The organism is Sphingobium sp. SA916, assembly GCF_002894065.1.
In the GTDB taxonomy this organism is placed as follows: Bacteria; Pseudomonadota; Alphaproteobacteria; order Sphingomonadales; family Sphingomonadaceae; genus Sphingobium; species Sphingobium fuliginis.
Genome location: NZ_LXYF01000114.1, coordinates 1 through 2,180 on the forward strand (window position 1 = coordinate 1; position 2,180 = coordinate 2,180).

A 2,180-nucleotide genomic window follows, 5' to 3' on the forward strand; every position below is an offset into this window, starting at 1 on the left:
TTTTCCGACCGCATCATGTGACGACCACGCGTCGATCACGGACAGAAGCATGAACCCCAAGTCGATCTACCTTGCAGTCCCGCACCCAATGACAGAAGGTGTCCAATTGCTGCGGAGCGCGCGTTGGCATGTTGAAGGCAGGGCCTATGATCGGGCGCTCGCCTTGATCTTGGAGGCACATGCCGATCTACCCATGGCCGCGTTCTGGGGACAGGGGCACTCCGCCTCCAGCGACGGACAGTTCTTCCTCGCGACCGAGCGGGGCGAAGCGATGAACATGGTCAACGCCAAATACGGCAATGTCCCAGGCTTGAAAGGATACAGCCATGTCTCTGATCAATACGCGCCGTTTGCTACCCAGGTCATCCCGGCGACCGTCAGCAAAGGCACCCTATATTCTCGACGGGCTGCTCATGAATGACGCAGGCCGCCATGTCCGTCAGCACATTGCCGATACGGGCGAATTTACCGATCACGTCTTCGTCGCCTGCTCGCTTCTCGGCTACAGGTTCGCGCCACGCATCCGCGACCTGCAACAGAAAAGACACTATGCCTTTACCCCCGGTGCGACGCCGGCCAATGTGCGGGGTCTGGTAGGCGGGAAGATCAATGAGCCCCTCATCGAGCGGAACTGGCCCGACATCCTGCGGGTCATGGCCACGATCGCCGCCGACATTGTCGCCCCCAGCCAGATTCTGCGGAAGCTGGCTTCATATCCTCGTCAAAATGAGCTGGCCCTTGCCCTTTGGGAAGTCGGTCTTGTCGAACGGGCGCTGTTCATGATCGACTGGACTCTAGACGCCGGTTTGCAGCGCGAGGCCCAGATCGGCCTCAAAAAAGGTGAAGCCCATCATGCGCTGAAGCGCGCCATCAGCTTCCATCGGCGCGGTGAAATCCGGGACCGATCGGGTGAAGGTCAGCATTATCACATCGCCGGCATGAACTTCCTCGCCGCCATCATCATCTTCTGGAATAAGATTAAGCTCAGCGATGTCGTCACCGGTCGATCCGCTAATGGCGCTACCGTCCCACCCGATCTCCTCGCCCATTTCTCACCGCTGGTTTGGGAGCAAATCAACCTCACCGGCGAATATCGCTGGCCAAAATCCTTAGCGTAGGATTTCGCTCCCTCCCGCAAACGGCCCGTATTTTGCGGAGGACATCGCATGCCAACCGCGGCACTTCACCCGTCGGTAAAGTGCCACGGTCCTCAGTTCTGTGGGTAGCGAGGATCTAGCGAGTTAGTGACCTCACGCTCTAATAGCCGCTGCGCTTCGGTGAAGTGCCACGACTGGTCCAACCGCCTTAGCCGGTCGATAACGGATTCACATTCCGTTCTTATTGTGCTTCAAATGTTCTGATGTTTCAGCCTGATCTTTTTGCCACAGAGGCGACCTCGGAACCGGCCAGCGTTTCGGAACAACCGGTGCTCGACGTGCCTGGTATCCTCGAGCGACTGGCCGACTTTTGCGAGCGCCCCCGGTACAGCTTCATGGTGCTGAATCTGATCGCGCAATTGAGTGCGAAAACTGGCTCGGCCGGTCCGTTCGTCCGAGCGGGCGAGACGCGGATTCCGGTTCGAGACTGGTTATCTGACGCTCTGACCCCGGTCGCCCAGCGCGATCCCCGCCGGCTCGCGATCGCCGGAAAGGTTCGACGCGCGCTGGAGGACGATAATGCGCTACCAGAAGATAGCGCGGCAGCAGGCGCCTTGATCGACGATCTGGTACGCGAGCGCATCCGGATTTCCGGTCGAACTAACGTCAGTCGCGCCGTCTCAGAACTGGTTCGAGCCGGATTAGTCCAAAGGCGATATCAAGGATATCGGGTCGATCATCACAATCGCGGCGCGCAGCGTCAGGTCATGTACGCCATCACTGAGGAAGCGCGCCGTGCCCTGCGCTCCGGGGTGTGACTCGCGTTCCTTGCCTTCTATAGGCAAGCACGATGGCTTTTCATCACCGTTAGATCGTGATGCGAGCGTCCCATGGTGATCGTTCGGCATACGTGCAGGCATCTGAACTAGGGAATCAAAGGGTGGTAATAGCTTCTACGACTGGACTAGCTGTCTGGTTGCGACACATCATTGGGATATGGTAAAGAATGCCATCGCGGATCACGCGTGGCGCTTTGCCGTCCTTGCTGATGAGGTTTCGTGATGGTGCAGATACATCCCCAGG

The 2,180-nt window shown here is 58.5% G+C and carries 1 protein-coding gene and 1 pseudogene; both read left to right on the top strand.

The window, feature by feature from the left end; translation table 11 throughout:
• Positions 1–103 precede the first annotated feature (103 nt).
• Positions 104–1,118: pseudogene (locus A8G00_RS24625) on the top strand (Tn3 family transposase); the annotation flags it as partial.
• Between the two features lie 242 nt (positions 1,119–1,360).
• Positions 1,361–1,915 (top strand): hypothetical protein, encoded by a 555-nt coding sequence (locus tag A8G00_RS24630; protein ID WP_008832040.1) that lies wholly within the window; start codon positions 1,361–1,363, stop codon positions 1,913–1,915.
• Positions 1,916–2,180: the final 265 nt, after the last annotated feature.

Excerpts from the sequence above, each read along its gene's own strand:
- A8G00_RS24630 (WP_008832040.1), top strand. The coding sequence starts at position 1,361 with ATGTTTCAGCCTGATCTTTTTGCCACAGAGGCGACCTCGGAACCGGCC.